This window comes from Streptomyces odontomachicola (genome assembly GCF_039605595.1).
GTDB lineage: Bacteria > Actinomycetota > Actinomycetes > Streptomycetales > Streptomycetaceae > Streptomyces.
This window is the reverse complement of the sequence record NZ_JBCFOK010000004.1, coordinates 122,045-136,452: the sequence shown is the minus strand read 5'-3', so window position 1 is coordinate 136,452 and position 14,408 is coordinate 122,045. Positions and strand designations below refer to the sequence as shown.

The following is a 14,408-nucleotide window of genomic DNA, read 5'->3' as shown; positions in this document are numbered from 1 at the left end:
GCACAGCGATCCATCAGCCTACCCGTCGTGGAGTGCCGCGCAGGCCACGGGTGGGCGACAAACCGCAGTTCGTCGGGGTTCGTCACGCAGCGAATCACACGCGGATCAGAGAGATTCAGATCCGGACACCGGAGAGCAGGAAAACAACGGCGCGTTCACTTTCCACCCAGTCACCGGAGTTGTCCCCGGTGTCCAGTTCGACGGTCTGGAGCAGGGCGCACTCGACCGCGTACCCCCCGTCGGCGAGGGCGCGCCCCAGGGTCTCGGCCTCGTCGCGGGTGGCCGCGTGCGTGACGATCCGGCCGGGTCTGCGGTCGGCGACGGCGGCGACCGTGCGCACTCCCCCGCCCCCGACGCGTACGACGTCCGGCTCGGGCAGGTCCTCCAGGACCTGGGGCGCGGCGCCGTGCACCGTCTGGAGCTGGACCCCGAAGCGGCGCGCGGTCGCGCCGATCCTGGCGCAGCCGTCCAGGTCCTGGTCGACGGCGATGACGGCGGCGCCGAAGCGCGCGGCCTCGACGGCGAAGGCGCCGGTGCCCGCTCCGATGTCCCACACGAGGTCGCCCGTGCGCGGTCCGAGGCGGGCGAGTTGGGAGGCGCGCAGCGTGGGCGACTCCCCCGGCCTGGTGCGGAGCCTGAGGACCATGGTGTCGTCGCCGCCCGCGTCGGGGATGGCGTACCGGGCGTACTCGGCGGCCGACAGCGCCCAGCCGCGCGGCTCCCGCGGATACCAGGGCTCGCTGCCGGAGAGCCAGCCGGTCTCGCGGCCCGCGGGGTGCCGCTCGGCGGTGCGCACGCCGGGGCCCCCGCCGCCCGCGACGATCACGACGTTGGGGTCGCGCCAGCCGTGGTCCTGGACCTTGTCCGAGGTGATGACGGTGATCTCCTCGGTGTCGGTGCCCAGCGCCTCGCAGATGACGAAGGTGCGGTGCACGGGCCCGAGCAGCAGCGCGAGTTCGGCCGGTCCTGCGCCGGGCGAGGTGAGTACGGCGACCTTCGGGTAGGCCCGGCAGACGTTGACGGCGCGGCGCAGGGTGCGGGAGGTGGCGGTGACCACGCGGGCGTCGTCCCAGGGCATCCCGGCGCGCGCGAAGGCGGCGGCCACCGAGGAGACGGCGGGGACGACCTCCACCTCGAGGCCGTACTCCGGGGCGCGCAGGGTGCGGACGACGCCGAAGAAGCCGGGGTCGCCGTCGGCGAGGACGACCGCGCTGCCGCGGTGCCGCGCGATGCGCCGCGCGGCGACGGCGACGCTGCCGAGGCGTACGCGTTCGGCGCCCGCCGGCAGGTCGGGGAGCTCCAGGTGGTGTGCGGCGCCCGCGACGAGCGTGGCGGCGCCGAGGGCTGACCGGGCGGCGTCGGTGAGCGGCGAGCCGTCCCAGCCGATCACGGTGACACGGTCGGCCATCGGCTGAACTCTCCAGGGCGGATCGCTGGTCGGGGGCTCACCGAGAGTACCCCCGCGACCCGATGGTCCGGACCGCGGCTCCCGTTGTGCCCGTTTTGCGGGCGCTTGCCGGGGCTTTCGGGTGCTTGCCGGAGCTTTCGGGTGCTTGCCGGGCGGCTGCGGGCGGTGCGTCAGTCCCAGTCCGGGTACGCCGCGTAGCCGCCGGCCTCGGTGAGCTGCTCGCTCACCCCGTCCAGGTCCTCGGGCAGCAGGCTCCACACGATGAGGTCGGTGCGGATGTCGGCCCAGCCGCCGTCCTCGGTGCGGGTGCGCGCTATCCACGCGTTGCGCAGCACGCCCTCGCTGATGCAGCCGAGCTTCTGCGCGACCTGCTGCGCTGCGGTGTTGTCGGCCGCCGTGCGCAGCTCCAGGCGCTCGAACTTCCGGTCGTGGAAGAGCCATTGGGAGAGCGCGAGCATGAACTCGGAGGCGTAGCCCTCGCCGCGCGCCCAGCGGGCGGTGACGTAGGAGGCCTCGGTGGCGAGGATGCGCCAGTCGGTGCGGGCGAGTTCGACGACGCCGACAAGGCGCTGGGTGAGGAACTCGGTGACGGCGAGCACGATCCCCTCGCCTCTCGCGCGCACGCCGGGCGCGCGGCGCAGGACGAAGTCCCGGGCCTCGGCCTCGGTGTAGGGGTGGGGCACGGACGTCCACGCGGTGACCATGTCGTCGGCCATCATCTCGACGAGCGAGGGGATGTCCGCCTCCTCGAACGGGCGCAGCACGAGGCGGTCCGTGCTGATCGAGATGTCCGGGAAGGAGGAAGTCATGCGCCGCTCCGTACGGGGGTCGGGGGCCTGTGGGGGTCGGGAAGCTGTGCACAGCATGCAGCATCGGCCGGACATCACGAAGCGCCGGGCCCCCTTCGCGAGGGGCGCCCGGCGCTGCGAAACGACTTGTCGACACGGTGACTTGAGCCGCTCAGGACCCAACTTCCGCTGTACGGCGGCGAGGTGTGCCGTACGGCGGTGTGCCGCGCGGCGTCAGTCCTTGACCGGCCCGAAGGAGGGCACGATGCCGCCATCGTACTTCTTCTCGATGAACTTCTTGACCTCGTCCGACTGCAGGAGCTTCGCGAGCTTCCTCACCCGCGGGTCGTCCTGGTTGCCGTCCTTGACCGCGAGGAAGTTGGTGAAGTCGTTGTCCTTCTCCTTCTCCACGGCGAGGGCGTCCTTGTTCGGGCTGAGGTGGGCCTCCAGCGCGAAGTTGCCGTTGATGACCGCGGCGTCCACGTCGGTGAGCGAGCGCGGCACCGAGGGCGCCTCGATCTCCTCGAACTTGAGGCCCTTGCGGTCGGCGATGTCGTCGAGCGAGGCCCCCTGTCCTGCGCCGGGCTTCAGCTTGATCAGGCCGGTGCGGTCGAGGAGCTGGAGGGCGCGGCCCTCGTTCACGGAGTCGTTGGGCACCGCGACGGTCTGGCCGCTCTTGATCTGCTTGAGGCTCTTGACCTTCTTGGAGTAGAGGGCCAGCGGCTCCAGCTCGACGTTGGCGACCGGCCTGATGTGGGTGCCGTTCTTCTTGTTGAAGTCGTCGAGGTAGGGCTTGTGCTGGAAGAAGTTGGCGTCGACCTCGCCGGACTCGGTGGCGTTGTTGGGCACCACGAAGTCGCTGTACTCCTGCACGTCCAGCTCCAGGCCCGCCTTCTTGGCCAGGTGGTCGCGGACGTACTCCAGGATCTCGGCGTGCGGGACAGGCGAGGCCGCGACGGTGAGCTTCTTGTCGTCGCCCTGCGCGCTGAGCCCGTACCCGAGCAGCCCGAGCGGCACCACGATGGCGGCGCCGAGGGCGACGCCCCGCTTTCCGCCGAGCTTGCCGAGGCGCCCGGCGGGCTGCGCGGAGCGGTCCTTGCGGGTGAGGCCGCGGACCACGAGGTCGCCGATGAGCTGTACGAGGGTGACGAGCACGATCAGCAGCACCACGGTGGCGATCATGACGCTGGTCTCGAAGCGCTGGTAACCGTGGTTCAGGGCGACCTGGCCGAGCCCGCCGCCGTTCACGATGCCGGCCATCGCGGAGTAGCCGATCAGCACGATGACGGTGGTGGTGAGGCCCGCGATCAGGGAGGGCAGGGACTGCGGGAGCAGAACCTTGCGTACGACGGTGCGCACGTTGCCGCCCATGGACTGCACGGCCTCGACCAGACCGTGGTCGACCTCGCGCACGGAGGTCTCCACCAGCCGCGCGAAGAACGGGATCGCGCCGACCGAGAGCGGTACGACGGCGGCCGTCGGGCCGATGAAGCTGCCGACCAGCAGCCGGGTGAACGGGATCAGCGCGATCATCAGGACCACGAAGGGCAGCGAGCGGCCGATGTTCACGACGGCGCCGACGGCCTTGTTCACCGCGGCGTTCTGCAGCAGGCCGCCGCGGTCGGTGAGGACGAGGACGAGGCCCAGCGGCAGTCCGCCGATCACGGCGATCAGGCTGGAGAGGCCGACCATGTACAGGGTCTGCAGCGTCCCGTTGGTCAGCAACGGCTGTATCTCGGACCAGCTCACTTGGCGGCCTCCTTCACCGGCTCGGGCGCGGCGGCCGCCGCGGCGTCGGACCCGGCCCCGGCGACCTCGACGGTCAGGCCCTGCTCGCGCAGGTAGCCGATGGGCACGACGTTGTCGTCGTAGGTGCCGGGAAGCTGGATGCGCATCCGGCCGACCTGGCGGCCCGCGACGGTGTCCATCGCGGCGCCGAGGATCGAGACGTCCACGTTGTACGTCCTCGCGAGCTGGGAGATGACCGGCTCGGAGGTGTTCTCGCCGTGGAAGGTGATGTCCACGACCGTGCGGCCGTCCACGGAGCCGTCGGCGCCGACCGGGAACAGCTCGCGGGCGAGCTCGGACCCCGGGGTGGCCAGCAGCTCGGAGAGGGTGCCGGACTCCACGAAGCGGCCCGCCTTCATCAGCGCGGCCGAGTCGCAGACCTCCTTGACCACCTCCATCTCGTGGGTGATCAGCAGCACGGTGAGGCCGAGCTCGCGGTTCAGCTCGCGCAGCAGCTCCAGCACGGAGCGGGTGGTCTCCGGGTCGAGCGCCGAGGTGGCCTCGTCGGAGAGCAGCACCTTCGGGTCGCCGGCGAGGGCACGCGCGATGCCGACCCGCTGCTTCTGGCCGCCGGAGAGCTGCGCCGGGTAGGAGCGCGCCTTGTCGGCGAGTCCGACCAGGTCCAGGAGCTCGAGCGCCTTGCGGGAGCGCTCCTTCCCTGAGTGGCCGAGGATCTCCAGCGGGAGCTCGACGTTGTCCTGCACGCTCCGCGAGGAGAGCAGGTTGAAGTGCTGGAAGACCATGCCGATGCGGCTGCGCGCGGCGCGCAGCTCGGCCCCGGCGCGCTGGGCTCCCTTGGACTCGTTGCGCACGAGCGCGGTGAGGTCCTGGCCGTCGACGGTGACCGTGCCGGAGGTGGGGCGTTCCAGCAGGTTCACGCAGCGGATCAGGGAGGACTTCCCGGCGCCGCTCTGTCCGACGACGCCGAAGACCTCGCCCTCGCGGACGTGCAGATCGACGCCGTCGAGGGCGGTGATCTCCCGGTCTCGGGTGCGGTAGACCTTCGTGAGGTCCGTTGTCGTAATCACAGGATCACTGGGTTTCCGTCACTGTGGGGACTGTTGGCGCGCGGCCCGGCTGCTGTGCGCAGCCGTCGTACCGCGCTGGGCGGAAGGTTCAGGTCAAAGTTCCGGGCGCAGCCGCACACACGCGCCGGGGAGGCGGGCGGTGCGGGGTGCTGCGCTCAGGGGCGAGCGCGGGCCAGGGGCTCGCTTCGGGGCGCGAGCCGGCCGCGGCTGCTCAGGCAGGGGCCCTCAGCGGGCACACATTCGCCGGCAGCGGCAGGGCGTGCGAGGTGCGGCTTTGAGGGCGGCAGGGCACAGACAGCGAGCGCCGGGCGTTGCCATCGCCTCGGGCGCGAAGATGCGGTCGCTCGTCCTGTGCATGCTGATCAGTAAACCAAAGGGAAAGCCGTTGCCGAAGCCCGGTGTCCAGTTCGGCGTCCGCATGGTGGACGCCGGGCCTCGCGCCCCGTGCGTACGACGGGGCTCAGGCGCCCGCGGTGATCTCGATGCCGTCCGCCGTGACCTGGGCGGTCACTCCGGAGAGATCGTCCACGACCGCGTCGGCGCTCAGCTCGTCCGCGGTGTGCGTTGTGGCCAAGGCCACTGTCCACATTCCGGCCGCGCGCCCGGACCGCAGCCCTGCGGGGGCGTCCTCGAAGACGACGCAGCGGGCCGGGTCCACGCCGAGCTTTCGGGCGGCGAGCAGGTACGGCTCCGGGTCGGGCTTCCCGTGGGTGATGTCGTCGGCGGCTATGACCAGCGGCGCCTCGATGCCGAGGTGGGCCAGCCGCGCCTCGGCCAGCGGGCGGGTCGCCGAGGTCACCACGGCCCAGCCGCCCTCCGGCAGGGAGGCCAGCAGCTCGGCGGTGCCGGGCAGGGACACGACGCCGCCGTTGGGCACGTCCTCGATCTCCAGGCGCTCGATGTGCGCCAGCGCCTCGGGGACGCGCTCCTCGGGGAGCACGTCGCGGATGATGTCGGCGGCCGTGCGCCCGTGCAGTTCGACCTGCGCGAACTCCTCGGCGGGTATGCCGTTCTCCTCGGCCCAGCGGGTCCAGCAGCGGTCCACGGAGCCCAGCGAGGAGATGAGCGTCCCGTCGTTGTCGAAAAGCAGCGCGTCGGCCTCAATGTTCATGAGAGGGAAGGGTACGGCGCATACGGAATCGGCGGCTCCGCGCGGGGGCCCAGGCAAAGGGGACCTTCGTCCCCTCATAGACTCGCCCCATGCTCACGCCCCTGACGGTCGCCCTCGCCGTGGCCGCGCTCGCGCTGGCCGCCTGGTGCGGCTGGGCGGCGTACCGCGATCAGCCCACCAAGGACTGGCACTTCATCGGCATGGCCGTGGTGTCCGTGCTCGCGCTGGCGCAGACCGTGATCGGGATCGTGGCACTGGTACGCGGCGAGAAGCCGGACGAGGGCGCCGTGATCTTCATCAGCTACCTGCTGGGTGCGCTGGCCTGCGTACCGGTGGTGGGCCTGATCTCGCTCACCGAGCGCACCAAGTGGGGCTCGCTGATCGTGGTGGCCGGCGCGGTGGTGCTGGCGGTGCTGCAGGTGCGGCTGTACGACATCTGGGGAGGCGGAGCGGGTGCTTGAGAAGGACGCGGCGGCGGGGAGCGGTCCCGCGCGGCAGGGCATCAACACCGGCCCGGGGAAGCTGCTGGTCACGCTGTACGGCATCGTCACCGTCGGCGCGCTGTCCCGCTCGGTCTACCAGGTCACGACGCGCTTCCACGAGGCACCGCTGGCGTACGTGCTCTCCGCCGTGGCCGCCGTGGTGTACACCTTCATCACCCTCTGCCTGGTCAAGGGCGGCGAGGGCGCACGCTTCACGGCCCGGATCTGCTGCGGTCTTGAACTGATCGGCGTGCTGACCGTGGGCACCTGGACGCTGGTCGACTCCTCCGCGTTCCCCGACAGCACGGTGTGGTCGGACTACGGAATGGGCTACCTGTTCATCCCGGTGATCCTGCCGGTGACGGGGCTGCTGTGGCTGCGGCGCTCTCGTACAGAGGGCTGACCCCGCGTCCCCGGCCGGGGGTACGGGGGTTGCCCCCGGAAGAAGGCAGCATCCCGGTGATCCTGCCCGTGACGGGGCTGCTGTGGCTGCGGCGCTCCCGTACGGAGAGCTGAGCAGCAACCACAGCAGCCGAACGACCGTCAGGCGCTCGTCGCGTACGCGCTCTCGGCGACCGCCTCCTTGGCCATGGCGATCAGCGTCACCTGGCGGTCCTTCTCCGTGCCGACCGGCGCGTAGCCGCTCTTGCGGTAGAGGCGCAGATTGCCCTCGCTGCGGTTGCCGGTGAGCAGGTGGAAGCGCTTGGCCGAGCGGTCCTCGGACGCGCTGCGCTCTATGGCGGCCAGCAGCCGCCCGCCGAGCCCGTGCCCCTGGAGCCGCGGGTGTACGCAGAGCCTGCTGATCCGCGCGGTGCCCTGCTCGTCGACGGCGGCCCGCACCGAGCCGACCACCTCGTCACCCAGCCGGGCCACGAGCACGCATCCCGCGGCCAGTTCGCCGCGCAGCGCGTCGAGCGTCTGGGTCAGCGGTGCGATCGCGTAGTCGCCGTACTCCTGCGCCTCGGTCTGGAAGCACAGGTACTGCAGCTTCAGAATCTGCTCGGCGTCCCGCTCGTCCGCCGCTGAGATGGTCACGCTCATGCCCATGTGCGCACGCCTCCCACTCCGTGTGCGCCCGCGGCGGGAGATGACAGAGGGTGGCCCCGCCCGCGGGCTGTCTGCCCTGAAAGCGCCGATTGCTTACCGCACCATTCCCCCGAGTTCAGCCGGAGCAACCTCCGCCGTCAGCATTCTGCGCAGGCAGCCCAGGCAACGGGAACGCACCGGACCCACGCTGCCCTGTGAGATTCCCAACTCGCGCGCCACCTCCGGATATGTGGGGTCACGCCGGGAGAGCAGCGCGCCGAGCACGGCGGGGCAGCGCCCGGGCAGCCGCCCGATGGCGCCGGTCAGCGCGCGGCTGCGCTCCGCCGTGAGCAGCCGGTCCTCGGTGGGGTGCGGCATGTGGGCGCGGTCCAACTCCCACTGCGGCAGCGGCAGTTCGTACGGGCTCCCGCTCCTGGCCTCCCGCGCCTCGGCCCGTACGGCGGCGAGCACCCAGCTCGCGGGGTCGGGCGGCGGGCCCGCGGCACGTGACTGCTCCAGCCAGCGCAGCCACACGCCCTGGCTGAGGTCGGACTCCTCGGTGCCGGTGGCGGCCGCCTCGGCGGCGCACTCCGCGGCGAGCAGCCGCCCCAGCCGGGCGGGGATCGCCTGAGCTTCTGTCATGTCCGGCGCGACGCCCGGGCGCCACGGGCCGGTTTCCGTGCGGGGCAGGGGTCACGCCGTCGGGTGATCCCGGCCCCGTACGGGAACCGCGCGGGCCATCGCGCCGTCAGGGAACGGCCGCGGGGTCTCAGTCCCTGAACTCCTCCGCGGCGAGCAGCGCCGAGTCCGGCATGTCGGAGAAGAGCGCGTCGATGCCGGTGGAGAGGTACATCTTCAGCGCGCCGAAGGCGTCGCCGAACGCGTTGGGGTCCTCGCCGCGGCGGAAGTTCTTCGGCAGGAAGCTGTTCTCGTTCCGCAGCGTGTACGGGTGCACCAGCAGCCCGGCCTCGTGCGCGTCCTTCACCACGGCGCTCGGCTCGGTCGCGTTGCCGTCCTTGTCGCGCGGGACGATCACGTCCAGCACGGGGCCGATGCCTGCGGCGAACCGGGAGATCCAGCGCAGCCCCTCCGGCGTGACCAGGTCCTTCACGGTGCGCTTGTCGCCCGCCTCGGTGAAGTCCCAGGGGCGGGTGTCCAGCGCGTCCATCAGGAAGATGCCCGGGTTGTCCACGAGCTTGTCCAGCTTCTGGATGCTGCTGGGCTCGAAGGACTGGAGGAAGACGGGCGAATCGCGACGGTGCAGGCCGTGCTTGCGCAGGATGGCCGCGAGCTTCGGCTCCAGTTCGAGACCCGCCTTGCGGAAGTAGGTGGGGTGCTTGGTCTCCACGTACAGCCAGACCTTCCGGCCCCGCCTGCGGCCCTCGCGCTCGGCCCAGCGCAGCACCTCCTCGAAGGTCGGCACGTCCCAGCGGCCGTCGTAGAGGGTGTTGTGCTGGCGCTGCTTCGGGATGCGCTCCTTGGCGCGCAGCGTCTTGAGCTCGGCGAGCGTGAAGTCCTCGGTGAACCAGCCGGTCAGCTTCACCCCGTCGACCGTCTTGGTCGTCTTCCGGTCGGCGAACTCCGGGTGTCCGGAGACGTCCGTCGTGGCGGTGATGTCGTTCTCGTGCCGGCAGACGAGGTGGCCGTCCTTCGTCGGTACGACATCCTGCTCGATGATGTCCGCGCCCATGTCGAGGGCGAGTTGGTAGGAGCCCAGGGTGTGCTCGGGGCGGTAGCCGCTGGCGCCGCGGTGGCCGATGACCGCGGGCACCGGCAGTCCGCGCGGCCCCCGCGGGTGCGAGTCCCCGGCGCCGCCGCCCTTGTCCGCGGCGTACGCGCCGCTCAGCGAGCCGCCGCCGAGCGCGACGCCGGCGCCTGCCGCCGCCGCCCCGAGCAGGGTTCTCCGTCCCGGATGCCGCTTCTCTGCCATGCGTACTCCTCGCTCGCTCCGTCGTGGCCCGCGCGGGAGACAAGATCACCCCCGCCGGGACCCGCATCGTAAGCGGACCTTCGTTCGGGCCGGGAGGCAGCCGCGGGACATCGGCCCGAACTCAGGGGGAACCCGGAGTGACGCGGCCCACGTGGGACGGCGCCGTACGCCGTGCCCGCGGCGGCCGCGTCCGAGGTGAGCGGCCGTCCCGCCGGGCGGCATCCGACGCAAGGCGGATGTTATGCACGTCAAACCTGCGTATCGGGACGATGAACCCGGTGTGCGACCCGCCGGTAGCGGCGAGTATCGTCCCCACCTGCGCACTCGGGTGCGCGTCACCGTCACCGACCGGAGGATTCCGTTGTCCCGTTTCCTGCTGATCAAGGCTTTGCTCGGCCCGCTGCTGCGCGTGCTGTTCCGCCCGCAGGTCGAGGGAGTGGAGCGCATCCCGGGCTCCGGGCCCGTGATCCTCGCGGGAAACCATCTGACCTTCATCGACTCGATGATCCTGCCGCTCGTGACCCACCGTCAGGTGTACTTCATCGGCAAGGACGAGTACGTGACGGGCAAGGGCCTCAAGGGGCGGCTCATGGCGTGGTTCTTCACCGGGGTCGGCATGATCCCGGTGGACCGCGACGGCGGGCGCGGCGGGGTCGCCGCGCTCTCGACGGGGCGCCGGATCCTGGAGCAGGGCAACATCTTCGGCATCTACCCCGAGGGCACCCGCTCCCCCGACGGGCGCCTGTACCGGGGCCGCACGGGCATCGCCCGGCTCGCGCTGATGACCGGCGCGCCGGTGGTGCCGTTCGCGATGGTCGGCACCGACGCGGTGCAGCCGGGCGGCAAGGGCCTGCCGAGGATCGGCCGGGGCCGCCGCATCGAGGTCCACTTCGGCGAGCCGCTGGACTTCTCCCGCTACGAGGGCATGGACCGCGACCGCTATGTGCTGCGCGCCGTGACCGACGAGGTCATGAGCGAGGTCATGCGGTTGTCGGGGCAGGAGTACGTGGACATCTACGCGACGAAGGCCAAGGCTGCTTGACGCGCCTTTGCCGTCTGGCGAAGAGCGACCGCCGTCGCCGCTGGGCCGGCTGTCTCGTGTCGGTGTAACGCCCCGTTGGGTGACGGGAGTTGCGCCGCGTTGAGACCGCCGGTCCGTTTTCGTGTGGGCGCTTTTCGCTGCGGCGGGTGTGGGTGTGTGGTCTCGTCCGTCCCGTGCGTTGCGGGCCGCCCTGCGACGCTCCGCGCCTCCGGGCGGCCCTCCGGCTGGACTGTGGCCGAGGGCCTTGCGGTTCAGTCCTCCTCCGGGACCTCGCCCAGTTTCTGGTTGCGCAGCAAGTACCACGCCGCCGCCGATGCCGTCAGCAGGATCAGCGCTCCGGCGCCCGACGCCACGCGCAGGCCGCCGGTGAAGGCGTCCTGGGCGACCGTCAGGAGTTCCGTTCCCAGGCGTGGGGGCAGGGTTTCCGCCGCGTGGGCCGCGCCGCCGATCGAGTCGTGGGCCGCGGCCGACACCCGGGCCGGTACGCCGTCCGGCGTGGTGAACTCGCGGTAGAAGCCGTTCACGACCGAGCCGAGCAGCGCGATGCCGAGGGCCGCGCCCAGCTCGTACGCCGTCTCCGAGACCGCCGAGGCCGCGCCCGCCTGCTCCTTCGGCACGCTGGAGAGGATCACGTCGGCCGTCACCGTGAACGCGAGCCCTGCGCCGACGCCGACCACGAACAGCACGCTCCCCAGCAGCCAGTACCCGGTCGTGGTCTGCAACGTGACACACGCCGCGAGGGCCAGGCCCACCGCGGCGAGCCCGCCCGACACGGCGCCCCGTACCGAGAAGCGGCGCGCGATCCTCCCCGCCACCAGGCCCGTGGTCACCGCGCCCAGCGCGGCGGGCAGTTCGGCGAGGCCCGCCTCGAACGGCGTGCGCCCCTGCACCAGTTGCAGGAACTGGGACAGGAAGAAGACCAGCCCGGAGAGCCCGAGGATGGTCAGCAGGTCGGCGATGATCGCGCCGGAGAACCCGGGGTTGCGGAACAGCCGCATGTCCAGCAGCGGGTCGGCGAGCCGCAGTTGCCGGCGCACGAACCAGGTCATCGCCGCCGCGCCGAGCACCGCGGCGGCCAGGATGTCCCAGCGGGGACCGTAGGCGGCGAGCTCCTTCACCGCGTACACCAGGGCGATGATGCCGACCATCGAGAGGCCGACGCTGCGCAGGTCCCAGGGGCCCGGGTTCGGATTGCGGGACTCCGGCAGGAGCTTGGCGCCGACCAGCACGAGCAGCGCCATCACCGGCAGGTTGATCAGGAAGACGCTGCCCCACCAGAAGTGCTCCAGCAGGAAGCCGCCCACGACGGGACCGACCGCCGCGCCGGCCGAGGCCATCGCGCCCCAGATGCCCACCGCGAGGCTGCGCTCGCGCGGGTCGTGGAAGATGTTGCGGATCAGCGCGAGCGTGGAGGGCATCAGGGTCGCGCCCGCGACGCCGAGCAGCGCGCGCCACACGATCATCGAGGCCGGGCTGCCCGCGTACGCGGTGAGCGCGGACACGATGCCGAACACCACGGACCCGGTGAGCAGCAGCTTCTTGCGCCCGACGCGGTCGCCGAGGCTGCCCATGGAGACCAGCAGGCCCGCGATGACGAACGAGTAGACGTCGCCGATCCACAGGAGCTGGGTGCTGGAGGGCTCCAGATCCTCGCTGAGGTACGGGGTCGCCAGGCCGAGCACCGTGGCGTCGACGCCCACCAGCAGCACGGCCAGCACCAGCACCGCGAGCGCCAGCCAGCGCGCGCGGGCCGAGGGGGCGTGTGGGGAGGAGGGGGCGACGGGTGTGCGGGTGCTCATCGTTCTTCCGGAGTGGTCGAAGGAGTTGAAGGGGCCGAAGGCGTTGAAGGGGTCGATGGGGGTGAAGGGGCCGGGGAGGTCGGAGGGCCCGGGCGGGCGTGCGTACCGCTGGAGGCATCCGTACCGCGGCGTGCGCCGCCCAGCAGCAGCTCGGCGGCCATCCGGGCGGCGTCGCGCGCCGCGACCCTGCCGTCCTGCACGGCCCACGCGGCGCCGCCGATCAGCGCGTACAGCGCCTCGGTCAGCCACGCCGAGGTGAGGTCGATGCGGAACTCGCCCTGCTCCTGGCCGCGCCGGAAGAGGGCGCCGATGCGCTCGTCGATGCGCTCCCAGCCCTCGTGGACCTCGCCGGGCTCGAAGAGCTGGTTCTCGGTGAGGAGGAAGGCGAGGAAGTCGGCGACGGGCTGCACCTCGGTGATCAGGCGGCGCACCGCGTCCTCGGCGCCGCCCTCCTCGACGCGCGCGGCGTCCAGCACGTCGTTGAGCCGCCGGATGCCGAGCTCCTCCAGGGCGCGGACCAGCGCCTCCCGGCCCGCGAACAGGCGGTGCAGGGTGGCGCGGCTGATGCCCGCGTACCTGGCGATCTCGTCGGTGGACGCGGTGGGCTTCTTGGTCAGCAGCTCCGCGGCCCGCGCGAGTATGAGGTCCCGGTCCATGAGACCAGGCTAGTTCATATGAGACAGAGTCGTCTCACGAGGCCCGCCCGGCCGCCTCCGAGTGCCCCCGGGCCCCGCGGACACACCTGCGCCCCGGGGTCCGGAGACCCCGGGGCGCAGGACACGGGTATGCGGCGTCAGGCACGTGTGGGTACGCGGTGACGCGCGGCGTCAGTCACGCCAGGCGCAACTCCCCGCCGTCGCCCCCTGCTTGATCAGCTCCTCGGCCTTCTCCGACGGCAGCACCCCGGTGTTCCCCTTCACGCACACCGCGGCGCGGTCCGCGTACCCGGCGACGTCCAGGAGCACCTGGTCCCAGTGCCGGTACTGCACGTCGTGCCCGGTGTCGGCGTACGAGCGGACCGTGGGCCTCTGTGCGAACGCCCTGTTCCACAGCGCCTGGGTGGCGGGCGGCACGGTGGTGTCCTTCTTGCCGGTGTAGACGTACACGGGCTTGTCGAACTTCTTCAGGTCGGGGCCCGGACGCTGGCAGTACAGGTTCTGCTCGTGCACCTGCGGCGCCGGGTCGCCCTTCTGTCCGCGCAGGTAGTAGGTCCGCGCGCCGTCCTCCTCGGCGTTCTCGGTGAAGCCGGGGATCTTGTGCACGGGGCTGCTCTTGTCGAAGCCCCACCACTTGCGCGGGTCGGTGATCTGCCCGGCGACCTGCTTGCGCTGCTGTTTCTCGGGCAGGCCGCAGAACTTCGCGTCGTTCGGCCCGTACGGGGGCAGCGCGGCGGCCAGGTGCAGCGCGGAGACGCGCCCGGGGTGGTCGGCGGCGAGGTGCGCGGCGTAGGGGCCGCCGCCCGAAATGGCGATGACCGGGGCCTTCTTGATGCCGAGCCGGTCGAGGACGGCCTGCACGTCGTCGCTGTAGTCGTGGAAGCCGAGCTTGCCGTCGTACTCCGTACCACCGAAGCCGTTGCGCTCGACGGAGATGAGCCGGACGCCGAGATTCTGGCGGGTCGTGCGCAGGTACTCGGTCATGCCGGAGGCGCGCGCCGTCGTGCCGGTGCCGCCCATGAAGAGAACGGGCCTGGCCCCCTTCTCGCCCGTGTCGCTGTAGTGCACGGTGCGGCCGTCGCGCTTGACCTGGTGGACCGGCGGGCCGAGCGAGTCGAAGCTGTTCTGCACGACCGGCTTCGGCTTCTTCTCGCCGACGGCCGCCGTGGCGCCGAACGCGCCCGCTCCTCCCGCGAGGACCGCGGTGGTCAGGACGAGACCCAGGGTGGCTTTGGAGCCCTTCTTCATCTTCTGTTCTCCAGGTGTTGCTCGGGGGCCACCGGCACCTTCCCCGGAACTCCGTTGGCATGCACACCAATTGATCTGCACGGACTTGCACTGAGACGCGCG

At 71.7% G+C, this 14,408-nt stretch carries 13 protein-coding genes and 2 pseudogenes; 3 read left to right on the top strand and 12 right to left on the bottom strand.

All coding sequences use genetic code 11. The annotated features are described in order from the left end of the window. Nucleotides 1–115 precede the first annotated feature (115 nt). From cbiE to ABEE00_RS08355, 6 genes and pseudogenes are all read right to left on the bottom strand, one after another. A complete protein-coding gene (gene cbiE / locus ABEE00_RS08380; RefSeq protein ID WP_345744655.1) occupies nucleotides 116–1,408 on the bottom strand; it encodes a precorrin-6y C5,15-methyltransferase (decarboxylating) subunit CbiE in 1,293 nt (430 codons plus the stop codon). 170 nt (nucleotides 1,409–1,578) lie between these two features. Next, a complete protein-coding gene (locus tag ABEE00_RS08375; protein ID WP_345744654.1) occupies nucleotides 1,579–2,217 on the bottom strand; it encodes a GNAT family N-acetyltransferase in 639 nt (212 codons plus the stop codon). Nucleotides 2,218–2,430: 213 nt separating this feature from the next. Continuing rightward, the gene (locus tag ABEE00_RS08370) at nucleotides 2,431–3,219 is read right to left on the bottom strand and encodes a MetQ/NlpA family ABC transporter substrate-binding protein (RefSeq protein ID WP_451918532.1); all 789 of its coding nucleotides are present in this window, start codon (nucleotides 3,217–3,219) and stop codon (nucleotides 2,431–2,433) included. 60 nt (nucleotides 3,220–3,279) lie between these two features. Beyond that, nucleotides 3,280–3,945 (bottom strand): annotated as a pseudogene (locus tag ABEE00_RS08365) (methionine ABC transporter permease); the annotation flags it as partial. Beyond that, a complete protein-coding gene (locus ABEE00_RS08360; RefSeq protein WP_345744653.1) occupies nucleotides 3,942–5,012 on the bottom strand; it encodes a methionine ABC transporter ATP-binding protein in 1,071 nt (356 codons plus the stop codon). The gene ABEE00_RS08360 and the pseudogene ABEE00_RS08365, both read right to left, overlap by 4 nt. Before the next feature lie 460 nt (nucleotides 5,013–5,472). Beyond that, nucleotides 5,473–6,123 carry an HAD family hydrolase gene (locus tag ABEE00_RS08355; RefSeq protein WP_345744652.1) on the bottom strand — a complete coding sequence of 217 codons (651 nt, stop codon included), beginning with the start codon at nucleotides 6,121–6,123 and terminating at the stop codon, nucleotides 5,473–5,475. A gap of 89 nt (nucleotides 6,124–6,212) precedes the next feature. Between ABEE00_RS08355 and ABEE00_RS08350 the strand changes: the two genes are divergently transcribed. Further along, nucleotides 6,213–6,584: a hypothetical protein gene (locus ABEE00_RS08350; protein WP_345744651.1), complete on the top strand. Its 372-nt coding sequence runs from the start codon at nucleotides 6,213–6,215 to the stop codon at nucleotides 6,582–6,584. Continuing rightward, nucleotides 6,577–7,008: a hypothetical protein gene (locus ABEE00_RS08345; RefSeq protein ID WP_345744650.1), complete on the top strand. Its 432-nt coding sequence runs from the start codon at nucleotides 6,577–6,579 to the stop codon at nucleotides 7,006–7,008. The genes ABEE00_RS08350 and ABEE00_RS08345 overlap by 8 nt, the downstream gene beginning before the upstream one ends. Before the next feature lie 140 nt (nucleotides 7,009–7,148). On the opposite strand, the gene ABEE00_RS08340 is transcribed toward ABEE00_RS08345, so the two are convergent. From ABEE00_RS08340 to ABEE00_RS08330, 3 genes are all read right to left on the bottom strand, one after another. Next, nucleotides 7,149–7,652 carry a GNAT family N-acetyltransferase gene (locus tag ABEE00_RS08340; RefSeq protein ID WP_345744649.1) on the bottom strand — a complete coding sequence of 168 codons (504 nt, stop codon included), beginning with the start codon at nucleotides 7,650–7,652 and terminating at the stop codon, nucleotides 7,149–7,151. 93 nt (nucleotides 7,653–7,745) lie between these two features. Further along, on the bottom strand, nucleotides 7,746–8,273 hold the full coding sequence (locus ABEE00_RS08335) for an RNA polymerase sigma factor (protein WP_345744648.1): 528 nt from the start codon (nucleotides 8,271–8,273) through the stop codon (nucleotides 7,746–7,748). A 127-nt stretch (nucleotides 8,274–8,400) separates the two neighbouring features. Continuing rightward, complete coding sequence (locus ABEE00_RS08330; RefSeq protein ID WP_345744647.1) at nucleotides 8,401–9,561, bottom strand: glycerophosphodiester phosphodiesterase; 1,161 nt, start codon at nucleotides 9,559–9,561, stop codon at nucleotides 8,401–8,403. A gap of 361 nt (nucleotides 9,562–9,922) precedes the next feature. On the opposite strand from ABEE00_RS08330, the gene ABEE00_RS08325 reads away from it, so the two are divergent. Then, nucleotides 9,923–10,603, top strand: coding sequence for a lysophospholipid acyltransferase family protein (locus ABEE00_RS08325; protein ID WP_345744646.1), 681 nt, complete (start codon nucleotides 9,923–9,925; stop codon nucleotides 10,601–10,603). A gap of 251 nt (nucleotides 10,604–10,854) precedes the next feature. Here ABEE00_RS08325 and ABEE00_RS08320 read toward each other — a convergent pair whose 3' ends face one another. The 3 genes and pseudogenes from ABEE00_RS08320 to ABEE00_RS08310 all read right to left on the bottom strand — a co-directional run bounded on the left by ABEE00_RS08320 (nucleotide 10,855) and on the right by ABEE00_RS08310 (nucleotide 14,306). Further along, entirely contained in the window at nucleotides 10,855–12,402 is a 1,548-nt protein-coding gene (locus ABEE00_RS08320; RefSeq protein ID WP_345744645.1) for an MFS transporter, read from the bottom strand. 116 nt (nucleotides 12,403–12,518) lie between these two features. Then, nucleotides 12,519–13,058 (bottom strand): annotated as a pseudogene (locus ABEE00_RS08315) (TetR/AcrR family transcriptional regulator); the annotation flags it as partial. A 171-nt stretch (nucleotides 13,059–13,229) separates the two neighbouring features. Then, on the bottom strand, nucleotides 13,230–14,306 hold the full coding sequence (locus tag ABEE00_RS08310) for an alpha/beta fold hydrolase (protein WP_345744644.1): 1,077 nt from the start codon (nucleotides 14,304–14,306) through the stop codon (nucleotides 13,230–13,232). Nucleotides 14,307–14,408 lie beyond the last annotated feature (102 nt).

Bases quoted from the DNA above. Each gene is read 5' to 3' on its own strand.
- cbiE (WP_345744655.1), bottom strand. From the start codon at position 1,408: ATGGCCGACCGTGTCACCGTGATCGGCTGGGACGGCTCGCCGCTCACC.
- ABEE00_RS08375 (WP_345744654.1), bottom strand. From the start codon at position 2,217: ATGACTTCCTCCTTCCCGGACATCTCGATCAGCACGGACCGCCTCGTG.
- ABEE00_RS08355 (WP_345744652.1), bottom strand. From the start codon at position 6,123: ATGAACATTGAGGCCGACGCGCTGCTTTTCGACAACGACGGGACGCTC.
- ABEE00_RS08350 (WP_345744651.1), top strand. From the start codon at position 6,213: ATGCTCACGCCCCTGACGGTCGCCCTCGCCGTGGCCGCGCTCGCGCTG.
- ABEE00_RS08340 (WP_345744649.1), bottom strand. From the start codon at position 7,652: ATGGGCATGAGCGTGACCATCTCAGCGGCGGACGAGCGGGACGCCGAG.
- ABEE00_RS08335 (WP_345744648.1), bottom strand. From the start codon at position 8,273: ATGACAGAAGCTCAGGCGATCCCCGCCCGGCTGGGGCGGCTGCTCGCC.
- ABEE00_RS08330 (WP_345744647.1), bottom strand. From the start codon at position 9,561: ATGGCAGAGAAGCGGCATCCGGGACGGAGAACCCTGCTCGGGGCGGCG.
- ABEE00_RS08320 (WP_345744645.1), bottom strand. From the start codon at position 12,402: ATGAGCACCCGCACACCCGTCGCCCCCTCCTCCCCACACGCCCCCTCG.
- ABEE00_RS08310 (WP_345744644.1), bottom strand. From the start codon at position 14,306: ATGAAGAAGGGCTCCAAAGCCACCCTGGGTCTCGTCCTGACCACCGCG.